The following is a 14,524-nucleotide window of genomic DNA, read 5'->3' as shown; positions in this document are numbered from 1 at the left end:
AGAAGAAGCGCCAGCAAGTTAAATCAAATCAACTGAACCCGCGCTGGCGTCATTGCGATCCAGCGCGTCAGCATCAGGGCCGCCTGGCAGTTCATTACCGCTTCACACACACAAACAACGCATTGCCGGTCACGCCCGCCCAGGGCGTGATCCGCTCATAGTCATGCTCGAACACCTGCACCTCAAAATACGGCTGTAACAGCCCCTGCAACTCCGTGAAACTCAGCGCCACCATGGTGTGCTCATCCTGCCAGGCCTGGGTCACCCCCGCCGTGGTCTTCTCAATACTCAGGCGCAGTGCCTGCTGCTCCCCTTCTCCGCGGTAATGCCAGCCGGAACCGAAGGTGAAATGACTGCCTTCAAACTCCACGCTATGGCGTACCAGCAAGCGATTGTCGATATGCAGTTTGTCCACCGCGTTGAAGCAGAACACGCCGTTGTCGGCGAGTGCGCCGTGCACGCTGGCGAGGCAGGCACGCAGTTGGGCCAGCCCAGGGTTGTAGTGAGTCGAGTACAGGAAGCAGGTGATCAGGTCTTGCGGTTCGTCCACCTGGAAACCGGCCATGTCCTGGCGGCTGAACCCTGCCTCGGGGCAACGCAGTTGGGCGAGGTCCAGCATCGATTGGCTGATGTCCAGGCCGGTGCTGCGGTAGCCGAAGTCGAGGAAGTGGCGCACATGGGGCCCGGTGCCGCAGGCAAGGTCCAGATGGCGGCGCCCGTCATTGCCGAACAACTGGTGCAGCCGGCGCACGCTGTGGCTCTGCGCGCGGTAGTCGATGTCGGCGCACATCAGGTCGTAGTAGATGGACAGGTCGGTGTACAGCGCGTTGGAGGACATAAGTGGCCAGAGGGTTCGGCGGAAATTTCGCGCCGGCATGGTAACCCAGTCCCGGGTGTAAACCGCTACACTCGCCCCTCAACCATCCGCCAAGGAGGCAACCATGAGCGTTCGCGGTCCAGACCGACAGATCGACAATATCGAGTTCAACGTGGGCGATATCGCCCGCAGCAAAGCCTTCTACGGCGCAGTGTTCGGCTGGGCATTCGTCGACTACGGCCCCACCTACACCGAGTTCAGCGATGGCAGGCTGACCGGCGGGTTCACGACCGCAGAGCCCGTTCGACCGGGTGGCCCGCTGGTGATCCTGTACGCGGATGATCTTGAAGCCACGCAGCAGCGGCTCAAATCCGTCGGCGCCGTGATCAGCCGCGAGACCTTTTCGTTCCCCGGTGGCAGCAGGTTTCACTTCATTGACCCGGATGGTTATGAGCTGGCGGTGTGGACCGCTCAGCCGTAGCCGGCCGCAACACCGGGCGTGGAAGCGCAGTCGCGCTCCCACAGGCTGGCGAGCGCCGCTATTGCAACGGCACATAAATATCGGTCTGCCATTGATCCTGCGGTGTTTCGGGGAAAATGCTCAGGTATTCGAAAAACAACGGCTGGTCCCGAAGCTCCTCGCCGCTGCCAGGCAGCCAGTCGCGGTAGATCGGATAGATCGACTCTGCGATGTGATCCGGCGAACCCACGTGACGCACCACCACGCAGCGCCCGCCGGGGATGACGCGTTCAGTGACGCCGAACTCATTCGCGGCCAGCGCCTGGTGAATCTCGCCGCAAATGGCAAACCGGAACGCATCGGCCGGGGTCGTATCAGGATTGTCGAAGGGAATACCGAAGCTGCGACTTGAAGCCACCGGCGACTGCCCGCTGTGCATGCGCCACGCAATGAACGTCTGCACGCTTTCATTCACGCGCCCTGGGGCGCCGCGGTGCTCGAATGCGGCCACCTTGACCGCAGGAAACTCCACAATTCGTACCTGCATGATGATGCTCCTGGAAAAGTAAGGGACGCTGAATACCGCGCGCCAGAGCTGCCAATCCGGTCGTTTCCGGAATGCGCTCGGCGCCATGCCGAACGCTCGCCTGAACGCCCTGGCAAAGGCTTCAGGACTTTCGAAGCCGGCCCCCAGCGCCGCCTCCAGCACCGAATAATCAGCGCGGGAAGACAAGTCATGTGCCGCGCGGCGCAGGCGCATCATTTGCACATAGCGCGCAACCGGCATGCCCACGAACGCGGTGAATTGCCGATGGAAGTGAAACACCGAAAAATGCGCCACCCCGCTCAGCGTCTTCACCGACAAGTCACCTTCAAGATTCGCGTCGATATAGGCGAGTACGGCGTCGAAACGCTGTGTGTAGGCGGCGTTGCCTGGCAAGTCAGACACGGGTTGCAAGCTCCGGGATAGGCGTTGGACGATAGGATCAACTATACCGACAGCCTGCGCCTAGCCGTGCTTGCTGAGGTGGATGTGCCAGCACGGATTCACACAGGAAGCCTGGCAATCACCTTGATCTCGAACTGGTACCCATACAGCCAGGTAACCCCCACGCCAGTCAGCGTAGGGTGCGGCGCTTCGCCCCAGAACTCCGGCACCACCTTCCAGATCGTCTCGAACCTGGATTCGGGATCGACGATAAACACCGTCACATCGATCACATCGTCAAAGGTGCAGCCGGCAGACCCCAGAATCGCATTCAGGTTGTTGAACGCCAGACGGACCTGATCCTCCAGATCGGGCTCGGGCGAGCCGTCTGCATGGCTGCCGACCTGCCCCGACACGAATAAAAAGCCATTGGACTTAATGGCCGGTGAATAGCGATTGCGCTCATACAGCGCTTGGCGTCCAGGCGGAAAAACCACATTACGCTGCGTCATGGAAGCCTCCATCAAAGGGTCGAGATTGACCCGCAATTAACGATGGGCAGACTCTAGGGGCTTGTGCCAGGGCGATAAACCAGCAACCTTGGCCAGCACTGTTTGTGAAACCCAAACAATCGATCGCCGAGGCCTTAATGGACCGTTTTGATGCAATGCAGGCATTTGCTCGCGTGGTGGAAGCCGGCAGCTTCACCAAGGCCGCCGAGACCCTGCACATGAGCAAGACCACCGTGACGCAACTGGTGCAGCAGTTGGAGGCACGCCTGCGGGTCAAATTGCTTAACCGCACCACGCGCAAAGTCAACGTCACGGCCGACGGCGCCGTGTACTACGAACGCGTGCTGCAGCTGCTGGCCGATATGGACGACGCCGAGACCAGCCTGTCCGGCGCGGCAACCCTGCCCAGGGGCCGCCTGCGCGTGGATGTGCCGAGCCCACTGGCCAGCATGATCCTCGTCCCCGCGTTGCCTGGGTTTTACGCCCGCTACCCGGACATCCAGATCGACATGGGCGTCAGCGACCGTATCGTCGACATGATCGATGAGAACGTCGATTGCGTGGTGCGTGGCGGTGAACTCACCGACCAATCCCTGATGGCCCGACGTGTAGGCGACCTGGCGCTCGGCGTGTTTGCCGCGCCGAGCTACCTGGCACGCGTAGGTACGCCCGCCCACCCACGGGAACTGGAAGACGCCAACCATCGTATCGTCGGCTTCCTGTGGGCCCGCACCGGCAAGCCCTTGCCCTATGCCATGGGCAAGCACCAGGAAAGTCTCCAGATCAAGGGCCGCTACGCCCTGGCGGTCGATGATGGCAATGCCTACCTTGCTGCCGGCCTGGCGGGCCTTGGCGTGCTGTGGCTGCCCACCTACATGTCGAAAGCCTTCGAGGACCGGGGCGAATTAGTGCCCTTGTTCAAGGACTGGCACCTTGATCCGATGCCGCTTTACGTGGCCTTTCCGCCGAACCGGCATATCAGCCTCAAGCTGCGTGTGTTTATCGAATGGGTGACTGAGTTGCTGGCCGTGCATGCGCCTGTCAGTGGGCGACAGGATGGGTGCTGATGGAGTCGTGTACGGGTTCGCTGATCGATGAAATGCAGCCGGAACAACCAACCTCTACTGCCCTTCAAGGCTTCTCTTCAGTCGGCGCAGATGACTACTGACGATCACTTTATGGGCGAGCCCTACCGGTAACATGTAGATGCGTCCATAGAGGTTATGCGTGACGACCGATGATGTGATGGTGAGCACACGATCGGTTATCGAAAGGCAGATCATGACATCCAGATGCCTGTCACGCTCGGTAAGAACCAGGATATTGGAGGCGCTGTGCTCCACCAGAAAGAAATCCAGGTGTTCGCCTGCGTGTACCGTTTTTCGCGCAACGCCCGAGAACCCGCCGATTCGCCTCACACCGAATAACGAAGAAATTGCGTCCCTTATTCGGAAAGCCAGCCGCATGGCCAGCCCCGGCTCAGCCGTTGTGATGTTCCACGCGTCAAGCATGGTGATTTCAACGGGGAGCTGAACCGACCTAATGTGGTAGTAATCGAGCTCCGACAGTGCACGCAACGTGTGAGCTGGTGATGTGATAGGCAATTTTCATCCCGTCCAGTGGGCCAGTTTTCATTCCCGATAACATCCGAGGCTGAGTGTTATGCGGCTATGTTACGTCAATGTACAGCCGCCATGAACGTCCCCTCCCTGTCCCTTCCCCCGTGTATCGCAAGTGGGCGAACATATCCCCGCCATAGTATGGTTGCGGCCCCCAACCCTCACAGGATATGAAGGTTACCCATGCGTTTACTGTTTCCCCTGGCCGTCAGCTTGACGCTGATCGGCTGCGCCACCACCAAGACCGACGTTCGCAACGAAGCACACATCAGTCGATATGACCCGGCCAATACGGCGCGTGTCCGCCTGATCACCGGTGACACCACCCACGCAGGCTTTATCAGTGGCCAGACCTGCGAGATGTTCTACAACGAGTCCCTGCTGACCAAAACCCCTGAAGAAGCCGGATGGCAAACAGCCCATGTCGACTCGGCGGGGCTCTACCCTTTCCGGGCGACAGACCGCCAGAACAGCGTGATTGGCATGCCTGCCAGCAAGGCGAGCAAAGCCATCAATCAATCGCCCAAGGTGTTTGACGAACATGTCATCCCGGCCGGTAAACCGTTTATTGCAGGGTTCGCCATGGGGGGATCGCAACTCTCCTGCTTTCCCGCGCCTGTCACGCTCATCCCCGAGCCCGGTAAAGACTATGAAATGGAACTTCAAATGATGAAAATCAGCACGTTCAAGGCCGGCTGCGTGATTGCCGTTCGCCAACTCTCCACCCAGGCCGACACCACCGTAGAAACGCCGCTGAAACCCCAGGTGTGTGCCAAAACGCCGTCGGGCTGGTACACCGTGACCCCAGCGTCCTTGCCTTGATCGTCCCGGGACAGTTGTTGAACGGCAGTTGTGCTTGACTCAATGGTTTTCCTCACACTCATACAGGGACAGACATGGGCATTTTGGATCGGTTGTTTGGTGGACGCTTTACCATGCCGCCTCCCGAGGAAACCAACCTCAGCGCTTCAGCGATCATGAAAGAGCTACGGCCCGAGCGCAGCGACCCCACCCAGAAAAAAGCCCTCGAAGCCTTTGCCCAGGCGCTGGTGGCGACCACTGCGGAAAAAGAAGGCGCCAGACTTGTCCGCCGCGTTATGCGCAGATACGCGATGGGAGATGACCCCTGCAATGCCCTCACCGAAGGTTTCCTGAATGACGCCAAGGGGCAAAAACTTGAACACCTTGTACTCCTCAGCGTGGATTGGAAGGGCTATGACGTGTTTGAGTATCAAGCGCCCTTTCTGGTCAGCGCCAGTGGCTTGAAGGCGCCCTACGCCTATGTACGGGAAGACGCTACCTCCATGCCACAGGTTCTCGATAACTTTGATCAGTGGCTCGCCCGGTTCGGTAAACGGTTTCTTCACCTGGACTCCGGAGGTGAAAATTACGACGGTTTCATTGTTGACGCGGATCGACTGGAAGACGTTATCGAGCTGGCTGGACGAGCGGGAATCCACGTGCGTCTTGAGAGCTTCTGACTCTGCGGCGGGGTGAGGGGCTTCTGCAAAACCTGTTCAATCAAGCCCTCGCCCGAGGAATGTCCCTGCCCCGGCCGCTATCCGATCAGGTTTTCCCTTTCCCGGTCATTGCGGCCTTGGACCTGGAGCCCTGATCCCCCCTCGGGCGTTCAGCCCGCTGTTTTTGCTCCTGCTTGAATTGCTGCTGCCAGCGCACCAGCGCCTCAGCCCCGTCCGATGCCTGCACGGCCCATGGCGTCGACGCGATCATGCCGAAAAGCGTCCAGATAAGGAGTTGCTTCATTTCATCTCACCTTGGTTGTTTGAACTGGAATGGATGCGGATATCCGCGTTGGTAATGCTTGAATAGGTGTCGAGCAGCCCGGCTAACTCCTGGTAGCCAGCCGCCAGAGCGTGAGCCCCCAGCCGGGTCAATGATCTCGACGTCCGACGTGCCTGAGCCGCGCTGATCGCGGGAGTGGAGGCATACCGTGAAATACGCTGTTCGCCCCTTTGCGCGCACGTGGCGATCGCCGAGTCAGGTTCCAGCTCCCGTGTCTGGCGTTGTAAAGTCAGCAGCCGGCGACTCAATTGAAGGGACACAGAGCCGGCGCCGCCCGCCGGTTGGTGACCAGCGCCCAAGAGTGCCTGCAAGGCGACCAATCGGTGCTGTTGCCGGGCCTGCCACTTGAGCAGGTCCATGCGGCGCCCGTGCCGGAGTAAGCGCCGGGTGTCCCTGTGCAGCGCCTGGGTGAGGACGTGTACATGGCGGGCGGATTTCCCCGGCAGTAGCTGGAAGGCCAGCAGGCAGATGGCAAGCGCTGCCAGCCAGGCGAGCGCTTGATTGGCGAAGTCCGTGAAGTCGTACTGGGCCGTGCCGCCGGTGCCGACGAGGGTGTTGAACGCGATCAGGTAGGCAATGCCCTGCAAGGCGTGGCGCGGCCGGGTGGTGGCATGAATGCCGACGGTCCAGAAAGCGATCAGCACGATGCTGAGCAACGCGAACCCGCTGATGTGCGGCAACACCAGGAACTTGCACGCCGCTGCCGTTACGATGCCGTAGAGCGTCCCCTCGAAGAAGCGGCCGATGCCTTGAGCGGGCGCCGGGCTGGTGGCCAGCAAGGTGCAGCACGGGCCCAACACCGCCAGCAAGGTTGGCCCCTGGTCCCAGGCGGTCAGGTACCAGACCGCAGCGGTTGCAAGCGTGGCCACCAGGGCGCGTAGACCGTTGCGCAGCGCGTCGCCGTAATGGCGGTGGAACCCCACGGCGCGGGCCGGCGTCCGGGGCGCGCGTTCAAGGCAAGCAAAGCTCAGCAAGGCGCTGGACAGGTCTGCCAATTGTTCACTCAAGCACTGCTGGCTTTGACAGTTTTCATGCGCCTGGGCGAGGCAGTGCTGCATCTCCCGGACATGCTCGGCTGCCGCGGAAAAACCCGGCTTTGCTTCGGCCAGCTGTTGCAGCTGCGCGCCCATCCGAACGAGGGAAGGCAAGCCACTGCGGTTGAGCGGTGACTCGTCCAGGATCACCCCATGCACATACGCAAGCCCTGCCTGCAGGGTCGCAAGCCTGGAACGGATCAGGCGGGACTCACCTCGGCCGATCCCGAGAAGCTCGTCCACCTTACCCACATCGATGGCCAGCTGGCCCTGCACACTAGCCAGTTGCGCGTCCTGCTCCCCCTCCATTCGCAAGGCCAGCAATCCCAAGGTACGGGCGGCGATGTCCTCAAGCGCCTTGTTCAGTTTGGACTCGACGGTCTTGCGGCTGAACAGCGTCGCCACCAGACTCAGGCTCAACACCCCGAGGACCACGGCCGTGCCCCGCGCCACGATATGCTCGAAACCTTGCTGCGGGGCGACAATGGCCGGGCCCAGGGCAAGGCAAACCGTATAGCCTGCGACCACTGCCGCCGTGGCCTGGTAGTGCCGAAGCACGGTCATGGCACCGACACAAAGGCCGAGCCACACCCCGATCCCGAGGATGAACAGCAGCATTTTTTGCGCGAACAGGCCGGTCAGGACCAGGGCGGCGAGCAACCCCACCAGGGTTCCCAGTACGCGATTGAAGCCCTTGCCGACCACCGCGCCCTGCAGCGGATGGATCAGCAGCAACACGGTCGAAGCCGCCGAGAACGGCGCCTCCAGGTGCAATTGGAAGCCCAGCCACAGGGCCAATGTGGCCGCCGCAAGACTGCGCAGCACATACCCCGAGGTCTCGGGCGACCATGCCCCGAGCATTCGCAGTGCGCGGACCATCACATGAAATCCTGCAGCCACTGGGTAAGCCGCCAATGGGGGGCGGCCCCCGCCTCGGCGACCTCGATACTCGCAGTCATCCCCGCCGCCAGCTCCACGCCCGGTGGCACCTTGTCCAGCTCAATCCGAACCGGCACACGCTGGGCCAGGCGTATCCAGCTGAACGTAGGAGCCACCTGGGGCAAGCCACTGTTACTGCGCAGCTCGTTGCCGTCGGCAATACCTCTGCCGAGACTCGCCACATGCCCTTCAAGCAGCGGCGCAAAGCCCATGAGCTTGATGGACGCTGCGGCCCCCACGCGAACACCGGGCAGCTTGGTCTCCTCGAAGTAAGCGGTGACCCAGAAGCTATGGCTGTCGACCACAAAGATATTGGTATCGCCCGCCGCCGCGTAGTCACCCGGCTGCAGCCGCAGCTGGGTCACATACCCGTCGACCGGTGAACGAACCGTCGTGCGCTGCAGATCCAGCTGCGCGTGGGCCAACTGGCTCTGGGCCGCGTCCACCCGCGCCCTGGCCACCGCCAGGTCCCGGGCCGCATTGTCGGTCTCCTCCCGCGCAATGGCATCGCCGAGTTGCTGGCGACGGCTGAGCTGTGAGCGGCGCTGTTCGAACACGCTGCGCGCCTCGGCAAGCTCGGCCGTTCGCTGTTGCCGGGCCAGCAGATAGGCGCTGCGGTCGATCTGATACAACAACGCGCCCTTGGCGACCCACTGGTTGTCCTCGACCAGCAGTTGTTCAACCTGGCCGGACACTTCGGGGGCAATGCGGATGACTTGCGCGCTGACCCGCCCGTCCCGTGTCCAGGGGGCCAGCTCATAGGCGCGCCACAACTGCGTACACAACAGCAGCGCGGTCAAGCCGAGCATCAGGGTGACGAGGGTCTTGAGCAGGTGTTTGATCGTCATCGCCCGCGCCTCAAAACTTCAGCACGAGGATCGAGAGAACGATCAACGACATGCAGAAACGCGCCATGCTCGGGTGCCAGGCCCAGTCCAGCCAGGGCCGCACGATCCGCTCCAGCAGTGCGTAAACCACGGCGGTAACGCCCAGGTAGAGCAAGAAAGGCGGCAAGTAGAGGTGGGCAATCGTGATTTCGCTCAGCATCGTTGAATCTCGCAGTCGGCAATGGCCTTGCTGACGATGGTAGGGACTGCAAGGCCGTGCCGATATTGAGTATGCTGCCAAGATATAATCAAATTCAGACAATCGAGGTGCGCGACGTGGACGAGACACATCTCTACGGGGTGGATCAATTCGAACTGGACAGTTTCGACCAACCCGCAGTGGCGTTGATGCTGGGAAGCCAGCGAAACGACACCGAATTCCCCGTCCATACGCACCGCAAAGGCCAACTGGTGGTGGCGTATCACGGCGGCATCGTGTGCACCGTAGAGGATGGCGTGTGGATGGTGCCATCGGGGTTCGGCGTATGGATTCCGGGCGGTATTGCCCACAGCAACCGGGTGACCGCCAACGGCAAGATCGGCTATCTGTTCGTAGAGCCCGGTGCCGCAGCATTACCGCACACATGCTGCACGCTGGTGCTGTCACCGCTGGTCCTGGAATTGATCCTGCACTTGAGCGCCCAAGCCCAGGACTATCCGCCGGCGTCTGCCAATGCACGCGTGGCGAGCGTGCTCCTCGAACAGTTGGAACTGGCCCCCTCGGAACAGCTGTACCTGCCGCTTCCGGCCACAACGCAGCTGCGTTTCATCGCACGGGGGTTGGCCCAGGACCCGTCAAATCGCTGCACCATGGCCCAATGGGCACGCCAGGTCGCCATGAGCGAGCGCTCCCTGGCGCGCTTGGTTAAAAGCGAAACTGGGCTAACCTTTGGCCAATGGCGCAAGCAATGGCAAATCATCGTGGCCTTGCAGAGCCTGGCCGAGGGCGAATCCGTGCAACGCACCGCCGAAGCCCTCGGGTACGAGTCGGTCAGTTCGTTCATCAGCATGTTTCGCAAGACACTGGGCTCGCCGCCAGCGCGGTACATGCGGCGGACCGCAACACGTTAGCGGGGATCCGGCTGGCTGATGAAGCTTTACCCGTCGAACGGCCTAAATTTGCAGAATGACGTGCCGATAGGCTGGATATAACCCAAGGAGGCGGTTTCCCATGTTCAATACAAAAGCCAAGAACCAGCTTCACGCCCAGGCAGCCGAGCTGTTGGAACTGCGCCAACTGCGCGATGGCCTGAACCGTGAAATGCTGACGTTGAGCATCGACTCGACATTCAAGATCACCGCATGCAACGACAACTTTGCCAAGTCGTTGGGCTGCACCCCGGAGCAACTTCGAGGCCGTGCCATGGCCGAGATCGTCCCGCAGTACGTCTCCAAGCTGCCCTGCTTTCATAATTTCCGAGCGGCGGTCGCCGCAGGCAAGTCCATTACCGACGATTACCGCTACCTGCATGCCGACGGCTCATTGATATGGCTGCATGCACATTGGCAGCCGATCACGGATGCGAGCGGCCAGCTGAGTCATGTCACCTGCTATGCAACGAACATTACCGCCCGGGTAGAAAAAGCCTCGGAAAACACTTCTTTCATCCAGGCATTGCTGCGCTCGACGGCGGTGATCGAGTTCGACCTCTCCGGGCATGTCATCACCGCCAATGAACAGTTCCTGCACGCCATGGGCTACAGCCTGGAACAAGCCAAAGGCAGCCACCACCGGATTTTCTGCAAGCCGGAGGAAACCTCGTCGCAGCACTACAAGGATTTCTGGGCAACCCTGAACAGGGGCGAGTTTGTAGCCGGCCGATTTGAACGCGTTGACAGCCGCGGCCAGACCGTGTGGCTGGAAGCAACCTACAACCCGGTGTACGACACTGAAGGCGCACTGTGCAAGGTGGTCAAGTTCGCCACGGTGGTCTCCGACCAGGTTGCCCGGGAACAGGAAGTCAGTGGCGCGGCGCAAACCGCATTTGAAATTTCCCGGCAGACCGATGTCAGTGCCGAGCGTGGAGCCGTCGTGGTCAACGACACGATGCATACCATGCATAAAATCGCCGCTGATATGCAGGCGGCTGCCGGTGGAGTCGAAGCCCTCGGAAAACAGTCACTGCTGATCAGTTCGATCATTCAGACCATCAGCAGCATTGCCCAGCAAACCAACCTGCTGGCATTGAATGCCGCGATTGAAGCCGCCCGTGCAGGCGAGCAAGGTCGCGGCTTTGCGGTGGTGGCTGATGAAGTGCGACAACTGGCCGGGCGCACCAGCACGGCGACGGAAGAAATCGCCTCGGTGGTGCTGCAGAACCAGAAACTGGTGGATGAGACCGTCGCCGAAATGGCCAACAGCAAATCCCAGGCAGAGCAAGGTCTTGAACTCGCCACGCAGGCAGGCCAGGTCATTGTGGAAATTCAGGATGGCGCCAAGCGGGTGGTCGACGCGGTGGGCAGGTTTGCGAATCAGGTGGCTTAGCCGGAGCAGTCACAGGGCCGCCTGTGCATGAGGCGGCGAACTGCACGCCGGACATGGGAAACAAGCCGCACATTGTCCAACCACCTCCACTCCCCTTATCCTCGACGCTCCCCGTCCGTCCAAAACCGGAGCCGCCATGGACCTCGCCACCCTCGCCCTGTTCCTCCCCGCCTGCTTCGCCCTGAACATGGCGCCCGGCCCCAATAACTTGTTGTCCGTGAGCAACTCCACCCGCTATGGCTACCGCACCTCCTGCATCGCCGGTATCGGCCGCCTGCTGGCCTTTGCCGGCATGATCGCCCTCGCCTCTGCGGGGTTGGCGGTGGTGCTGCAGACGTCGGAGTTGTTGTTCTACGCGATCAAGATTGTGGGCGCGGCGTATCTGTTTTATCTGGCATTTCAGCTGTGGCGGGCTGATCCGCAGGCTGAGGCGCAATCGGCAGGCGCGAAGGTGGGTTTGTGGGTACTGGCGCGACAGGAGTTCCTGGTGGCGGCGGGCAACCCCAAGGCGATCCTGATCTTCACCGCGTTCCTCCCGCAATTCGTGGTCCCCGGCCAACCCATCACCCCGCAATTCGCCGTGCTGGGCGCGCTGTTCCTGGTGTTGGAATGGATCGCCATCAGCCTCTACGCCTATATGGGCCTGCACATGCGCCGCTGGTTTGCCGAGCCGCGTGGCAAGCGGATATTCAACCGCTGCTGTGCGGGGTTGTTGTCAGCGGCGGCGACGGTGTTGTTGACCGCACGTAGGGCTTGAGGAAAAAAACATGACCCGCAACCAACTTGCCGACCTTTACCTCGGCTACATCGACTGCCTGAACCGGCAGGATTGGAACCGCCTGGGCGACTTCGTCCATCCTGACGTGGCCTATAACGCCAAGGTGGTCGGCCTGGAGGGCTACCGCGCCATGCTGGAGCGCGACTTCCGCGAGATCCCCGACCTGGTGTTCCACATCCAGTTGCTGATCGCCGACCCGCCCACCGTCGCCTGCCGGCTGAACTTCAATGTCACGCCCCGGGGCGAGTTTTTCGGGCTGGCGATCAATGGTCGCCAGGTGGCGTTCTCGGAGAACGTTTTCTACACGTTCGTCGACGGCAAAATCGCCCAGGTCTGGTCGGTGATCGACAAGGCGGCGATCGAACGGCAGTTGGCCGTCTAAACTCCATGGACCCATTGTCCGTGGAGACCGATCATGAAACGCAAGAACACCCTCTGCCTCTGGTACAACGACACCGCCGAGGAGGCTGCGCGCTTCTACGCCAGCACCTTCCCCGACAGTACGCTCGACGCCGTGCACCTGGCCCCCGGTGACTACCCGTCCGGCAAACAGGGCGATGTGCTCACGGTGGAATTCACCGTGATGGGCATCCCGTGCATTGGCCTCAATGGCGGCCCGATATTCCCCCACAGCGAAGCGTTTTCCTTCCAGGTCGCCACCGATGACCAGGCCGAAACCGATCGCTACTGGAACGCCATTATCGACAACGGCGGCCAGGCCAGCGCCTGCGGTTGGTGCAAGGATAAATGGGGATTGTCGTGGCAGATCACGCCTCGGGTGTTGACCGATGCGGTGGCCAACCCTGACTCGACAATAGCCAAACGTGCTTTCGACGCGATGATGACCATGACCAAAATCGACATTGCGGCGATTGAAGCAGCGATAAAAGGCTGATCCACCTGCACCGGCGCATTCAAGCTACGGAGGAAGTTGACACACCTCGTAATATTCCATGAAGATAGCCCCAGTCTTCATGGGTGTGTCAGCTTATGTCCGCAACCTCAGTGGTTAACCTTTCCGTCATTGGCTTGATTGCCAAGGCGCAAGGTTGCGTGGCGCACGCCCTCAAATCGAAGAAACAGTCGCTCATGTGACCGGGGCGCGCTGTCCCGTCAGATGAGCTGACAGGACATTGAGCGCGGACTCCCTCCCCCTTGCACAATTGCCCATGCCCTTCTGACGGTGACTCAACGGTCAATCATCAGGAGAAAGTGCATGTCATCGTTTCAAGGTATCTGGGTTCCCGTGGTCACGCCGTTCCAGGATGGCGCCATCGATTTTGTCGGCCTGCACCGCCTGGTCAGCCACCTGCTGGGCAAGCACGTGGCCGGGATCATGGTGTGCACCACCACGGGCGAAGCTGCATCGCTCAGCCGCCAGGAACAACTGACCGTGCTGGATGCGGTATTGCAACAGGTGCCCGCCCACCGCGTGGTGATGGGCCTGGCGGGCAACAACCAGATTGAGCTGCTGCAATTCCAGGCCGAGATCCTCAAGCGCCCGCTGGCGGGTTTGCTGGTGCCGGCGCCGAGTTACATCCGCCCTTCCCAGGCCGGCCTTGAAGCGTTCTTTCGCACGGTGGCCGATGCGTCCAGCGTGCCGATCATTCTCTACGACATTCCCTACCGTACCGGCGTGACCTTCGAGCAGGCGACCTTGCTGAACATCGTCGCGCACCCGCAGATCGTGGCGATCAAGGACTGCGGCGGCAACCTGGGCAATACCCTGGCGGTGTTGGCCAGCGGTGAGGCCGATGTGTTGTGTGGCGAGGACCTGCAGATCTTCAATGCGCTGTGCCTGGGTGCCAGCGGTGCGATTGCCGCGTCGGCCCATGTGTGCACCGAACAGTTTGTGGCGCTGTGGCAACAGGTACGGGACAACCAGTTGGCTGAGGCGCGGGCGACGTTCCTTGGCTTGGTGCCGTTGATCAACACACTGTTCATGGAGCCCAACCCGGCGCCGGTGAAAGCCGCACTGGCGCTGGAGGGCTTGATCGACAGTGAGTTGCGGGCGCCGATGCAGCGGGCAACCGAGGCGGTCATCGCAAAGCTGCAAAGGCTTTCACGCCAGGCCCAGTAACCTGTGGTGAGCGGGCTTGCCCCGCGTTGGGCTGCGAAGCAGACCCAAAACCAGGCGCTGCGGTTTACCCGACAGAACACAGGGAGCCTGATTGGGGCTGCTTCGCAGCCCAGCGCGGGGCAAGCCCGCTCACCACAGCAAGCCCGCTCACCACAGCAAGCACGCTCACCACAATAAGCTTG

Annotated in this window: 18 protein-coding genes and 1 pseudogene; 11 read left to right on the top strand and 8 right to left on the bottom strand. The window is 61.2% G+C overall.

Annotation, left to right across the window (positions count from 1 at the left end; all coding sequences use genetic code 11):
• Positions 1-94 precede the first annotated feature (94 nt).
• On the bottom strand, positions 95-838 hold the full coding sequence (locus PspCFBP13509_RS14795) for a class I SAM-dependent DNA methyltransferase (protein WP_074846919.1): 744 nt from the start codon (positions 836-838) through the stop codon (positions 95-97).
• Positions 839-941: 103 nt separating this feature from the next.
• Between PspCFBP13509_RS14795 and PspCFBP13509_RS14790 the strand changes: the two genes are divergently transcribed.
• Positions 942-1,298, top strand: coding sequence for a VOC family protein (locus PspCFBP13509_RS14790; protein WP_065925203.1), 357 nt, complete (start codon positions 942-944; stop codon positions 1,296-1,298).
• Positions 1,299-1,356: 58 nt separating this feature from the next.
• Here the strand turns inward: PspCFBP13509_RS14790 and PspCFBP13509_RS14785 are convergent, their stop codons facing one another.
• Both PspCFBP13509_RS14785 and PspCFBP13509_RS14780 read right to left on the bottom strand, forming a co-directional pair.
• On the bottom strand, positions 1,357-2,226 hold the full coding sequence (locus PspCFBP13509_RS14785) for an AraC family transcriptional regulator (RefSeq protein ID WP_137212242.1): 870 nt from the start codon (positions 2,224-2,226) through the stop codon (positions 1,357-1,359).
• Positions 2,227-2,324: 98 nt separating this feature from the next.
• Complete coding sequence (locus PspCFBP13509_RS14780) at positions 2,325-2,717, bottom strand: RidA family protein (RefSeq protein WP_065925201.1); 393 nt, start codon at positions 2,715-2,717, stop codon at positions 2,325-2,327.
• 137 nt (positions 2,718-2,854) lie between these two features.
• Here PspCFBP13509_RS14780 and PspCFBP13509_RS14775 point away from each other — a divergent pair, with 137 nt between their 5' ends.
• A complete protein-coding gene (locus PspCFBP13509_RS14775) occupies positions 2,855-3,784 on the top strand; it encodes a LysR substrate-binding domain-containing protein (RefSeq protein WP_065925200.1) in 930 nt (309 codons plus the stop codon).
• Between the two features lie 54 nt (positions 3,785-3,838).
• Here PspCFBP13509_RS14775 and PspCFBP13509_RS14770 read toward each other — a convergent pair whose 3' ends face one another.
• Entirely contained in the window at positions 3,839-4,321 is a 483-nt protein-coding gene (locus PspCFBP13509_RS14770; RefSeq protein WP_065925199.1) for a DUF2867 domain-containing protein, read from the bottom strand.
• 198 nt (positions 4,322-4,519) lie between these two features.
• Between PspCFBP13509_RS14770 and PspCFBP13509_RS14765 the strand changes: the two genes are divergently transcribed.
• Both PspCFBP13509_RS14765 and PspCFBP13509_RS14760 read left to right on the top strand, forming a co-directional pair.
• Positions 4,520-5,158 (top strand): hypothetical protein, encoded by a 639-nt coding sequence (locus PspCFBP13509_RS14765; RefSeq protein ID WP_137212241.1) that lies wholly within the window; start codon positions 4,520-4,522, stop codon positions 5,156-5,158.
• Positions 5,159-5,232: 74 nt separating this feature from the next.
• Positions 5,233-5,817, top strand: a complete 585-nt coding sequence (locus PspCFBP13509_RS14760; RefSeq protein WP_137212240.1) for a DUF6630 family protein — start codon at positions 5,233-5,235, stop codon at positions 5,815-5,817.
• Between the two features lie 85 nt (positions 5,818-5,902).
• Here the strand turns inward: PspCFBP13509_RS14760 and PspCFBP13509_RS14755 are convergent, their stop codons facing one another.
• From PspCFBP13509_RS14755 to PspCFBP13509_RS14740, 4 genes are read right to left on the bottom strand one after another with little or no spacing between them, the layout of a single operon-like run.
• Positions 5,903-6,100 (bottom strand): hypothetical protein, encoded by a 198-nt coding sequence (locus tag PspCFBP13509_RS14755; RefSeq protein ID WP_065925197.1) that lies wholly within the window; start codon positions 6,098-6,100, stop codon positions 5,903-5,905.
• Positions 6,097-8,052 carry an FUSC family protein gene (locus tag PspCFBP13509_RS14750; protein WP_137212239.1) on the bottom strand — a complete coding sequence of 652 codons (1,956 nt, stop codon included), beginning with the start codon at positions 8,050-8,052 and terminating at the stop codon, positions 6,097-6,099. The genes PspCFBP13509_RS14755 and PspCFBP13509_RS14750 overlap by 4 nt, the downstream gene beginning before the upstream one ends.
• Positions 8,052-8,960, bottom strand: coding sequence for an efflux RND transporter periplasmic adaptor subunit (locus PspCFBP13509_RS14745; RefSeq protein WP_137212238.1), 909 nt, complete (start codon positions 8,958-8,960; stop codon positions 8,052-8,054). Before PspCFBP13509_RS14745 ends, PspCFBP13509_RS14750 begins: the two co-directional genes overlap by 1 nt.
• Positions 8,961-8,970: 10 nt before the next feature.
• Positions 8,971-9,159, bottom strand: a complete 189-nt coding sequence (locus PspCFBP13509_RS14740) for a DUF1656 domain-containing protein (protein ID WP_065925194.1) — start codon at positions 9,157-9,159, stop codon at positions 8,971-8,973.
• Between the two features lie 116 nt (positions 9,160-9,275).
• On the opposite strand from PspCFBP13509_RS14740, the gene PspCFBP13509_RS14735 reads away from it, so the two are divergent.
• The 7 genes and pseudogenes from PspCFBP13509_RS14735 to dapA all read left to right on the top strand — a co-directional run bounded on the left by PspCFBP13509_RS14735 (position 9,276) and on the right by dapA (position 14,342).
• Positions 9,276-10,070, top strand: a complete 795-nt coding sequence (locus PspCFBP13509_RS14735) for an AraC family transcriptional regulator (RefSeq protein WP_027608440.1) — start codon at positions 9,276-9,278, stop codon at positions 10,068-10,070.
• Between the two features lie 100 nt (positions 10,071-10,170).
• Positions 10,171-10,944, top strand: a pseudogene (locus PspCFBP13509_RS32150) (PAS domain-containing protein); the annotation flags it as partial.
• 102 nt (positions 10,945-11,046) lie between these two features.
• A complete protein-coding gene (locus tag PspCFBP13509_RS32145; RefSeq protein WP_370671255.1) occupies positions 11,047-11,484 on the top strand; it encodes a methyl-accepting chemotaxis protein in 438 nt (145 codons plus the stop codon).
• A 136-nt stretch (positions 11,485-11,620) separates the two neighbouring features.
• Complete coding sequence (locus PspCFBP13509_RS14725) at positions 11,621-12,241, top strand: LysE family translocator (protein ID WP_137212237.1); 621 nt, start codon at positions 11,621-11,623, stop codon at positions 12,239-12,241.
• 10 nt (positions 12,242-12,251) lie between these two features.
• On the top strand, positions 12,252-12,644 hold the full coding sequence (locus PspCFBP13509_RS14720) for an ester cyclase (protein ID WP_137212236.1): 393 nt from the start codon (positions 12,252-12,254) through the stop codon (positions 12,642-12,644).
• A 33-nt stretch (positions 12,645-12,677) separates the two neighbouring features.
• Positions 12,678-13,157 (top strand): VOC family protein, encoded by a 480-nt coding sequence (locus PspCFBP13509_RS14715; RefSeq protein ID WP_065925190.1) that lies wholly within the window; start codon positions 12,678-12,680, stop codon positions 13,155-13,157.
• A gap of 321 nt (positions 13,158-13,478) precedes the next feature.
• Positions 13,479-14,342 (top strand): 4-hydroxy-tetrahydrodipicolinate synthase, encoded by an 864-nt coding sequence (gene dapA / locus PspCFBP13509_RS14710; RefSeq protein ID WP_065925189.1) that lies wholly within the window; start codon positions 13,479-13,481, stop codon positions 14,340-14,342.
• Positions 14,343-14,524: the final 182 nt, after the last annotated feature.

Origin of the sequence: Pseudomonas sp. CFBP13509 (genome assembly GCF_005233485.1) — a bacterium.
GTDB classification, from domain to species: domain Bacteria; phylum Pseudomonadota; class Gammaproteobacteria; order Pseudomonadales; family Pseudomonadaceae; genus Aquipseudomonas; species Aquipseudomonas marginalis.
Note: the sequence above shows the minus strand (reverse complement) of the source record. Positions and strands in the feature narration are given on the sequence as shown.

What these genes read in the sequence shown, in the direction of transcription:
- PspCFBP13509_RS14755 (WP_065925197.1), bottom strand. Translation starts at nt 6,100, where the DNA reads ATGAAGCAACTCCTTATCTGGACGCTTTTCGGCATGATCGCGTCGACG.
- PspCFBP13509_RS14780 (WP_065925201.1), bottom strand. Translation starts at nt 2,717, where the DNA reads ATGACGCAGCGTAATGTGGTTTTTCCGCCTGGACGCCAAGCGCTGTAT.
- dapA (WP_065925189.1), top strand. Translation starts at nt 13,479, where the DNA reads ATGTCATCGTTTCAAGGTATCTGGGTTCCCGTGGTCACGCCGTTCCAG.
- PspCFBP13509_RS14725 (WP_137212237.1), top strand. Translation starts at nt 11,621, where the DNA reads ATGGACCTCGCCACCCTCGCCCTGTTCCTCCCCGCCTGCTTCGCCCTG.
- PspCFBP13509_RS14795 (WP_074846919.1), bottom strand. Translation starts at nt 838, where the DNA reads ATGTCCTCCAACGCGCTGTACACCGACCTGTCCATCTACTACGACCTG.
- PspCFBP13509_RS14750 (WP_137212239.1), bottom strand. Translation starts at nt 8,052, where the DNA reads ATGGTCCGCGCACTGCGAATGCTCGGGGCATGGTCGCCCGAGACCTCG.
- PspCFBP13509_RS14765 (WP_137212241.1), top strand. Translation starts at nt 4,520, where the DNA reads ATGCGTTTACTGTTTCCCCTGGCCGTCAGCTTGACGCTGATCGGCTGC.
- PspCFBP13509_RS14760 (WP_137212240.1), top strand. Translation starts at nt 5,233, where the DNA reads ATGGGCATTTTGGATCGGTTGTTTGGTGGACGCTTTACCATGCCGCCT.
- PspCFBP13509_RS14740 (WP_065925194.1), bottom strand. Translation starts at nt 9,159, where the DNA reads ATGCTGAGCGAAATCACGATTGCCCACCTCTACTTGCCGCCTTTCTTG.
- PspCFBP13509_RS14775 (WP_065925200.1), top strand. Translation starts at nt 2,855, where the DNA reads ATGGACCGTTTTGATGCAATGCAGGCATTTGCTCGCGTGGTGGAAGCC.
- PspCFBP13509_RS14720 (WP_137212236.1), top strand. Translation starts at nt 12,252, where the DNA reads ATGACCCGCAACCAACTTGCCGACCTTTACCTCGGCTACATCGACTGC.
- PspCFBP13509_RS14790 (WP_065925203.1), top strand. Translation starts at nt 942, where the DNA reads ATGAGCGTTCGCGGTCCAGACCGACAGATCGACAATATCGAGTTCAAC.
- PspCFBP13509_RS14745 (WP_137212238.1), bottom strand. Translation starts at nt 8,960, where the DNA reads ATGACGATCAAACACCTGCTCAAGACCCTCGTCACCCTGATGCTCGGC.
- PspCFBP13509_RS14715 (WP_065925190.1), top strand. Translation starts at nt 12,678, where the DNA reads ATGAAACGCAAGAACACCCTCTGCCTCTGGTACAACGACACCGCCGAG.
- PspCFBP13509_RS32145 (WP_370671255.1), top strand. Translation starts at nt 11,047, where the DNA reads ATGCATACCATGCATAAAATCGCCGCTGATATGCAGGCGGCTGCCGGT.